Raw genomic sequence first — 682 nt, forward strand, 5'->3', positions numbered from 1 at the left:
CCTGCACTTCGTGCCCGCCATGCTCGACGCCTTCCTCACCGCCACACCCGACCCCGAACGCCTCACCTCGGTGCGGCGGGTGTTCTTCTCCGGCGAAGCACTCCCCGCCGCGAACGCCGCCGCCGCAGACCGACTCTTCGCCGGAGCCGAACTGCACAACCTCTACGGCCCCACCGAAGCCGCCGTCGACGTCACCGCCGCACCCATCCACGCAGACGCGCTCACCGATGTGGTGACCGTGCCCATCGGAACACCGGTCGCCAACACAACCACCCACGTCCTCGACACCTGGCTGCGCCCGGTACCCGTCGGGGTGACAGGAGAGCTGTATCTCGGTGGTGTCCAACTCGCCGACGGCTACATCGGCCGCACGGATCTGACGGCGTCCCGGTTCGTCGCTACCGAATCCGGGCAGCGTCTGTACCGCACCGGCGATCTCGTCCGCTGGAACCACACCGGTGAACTCGACTACCTCGGCCGCTCCGACGACCAAGTCAAGATCCGCGGCTTCCGCATCGAACTCGACGAGATCCGCACCGTCCTGCAGCAGCACCCCGCCATCACCGCCGCCGTCGTCATCGCCGCCGACCACCCCGGCGGCAATGACAAATACCTTGCCGCCTATTACGTCGGTACCGACGTCACCGACGACGAACTCCGGGAGCATCTGACCGCACGGGTA

1 protein-coding gene is annotated in these 682 nt (G+C 67.4%); it reads left to right on the forward strand.

Annotated elements, in window-relative coordinates; genetic code table 11:
* On the forward strand, window positions 1–682 hold a 682-nt coding region (locus CH293_RS27600; protein WP_141217258.1), incomplete at both ends, for an AMP-binding protein.

The sequence above is a fragment of the Rhodococcus sp. 14-2470-1b genome, assembly GCF_002259415.1.
In the GTDB taxonomy this organism is placed as follows: domain Bacteria; phylum Actinomycetota; class Actinomycetes; order Mycobacteriales; family Mycobacteriaceae; genus Rhodococcoides.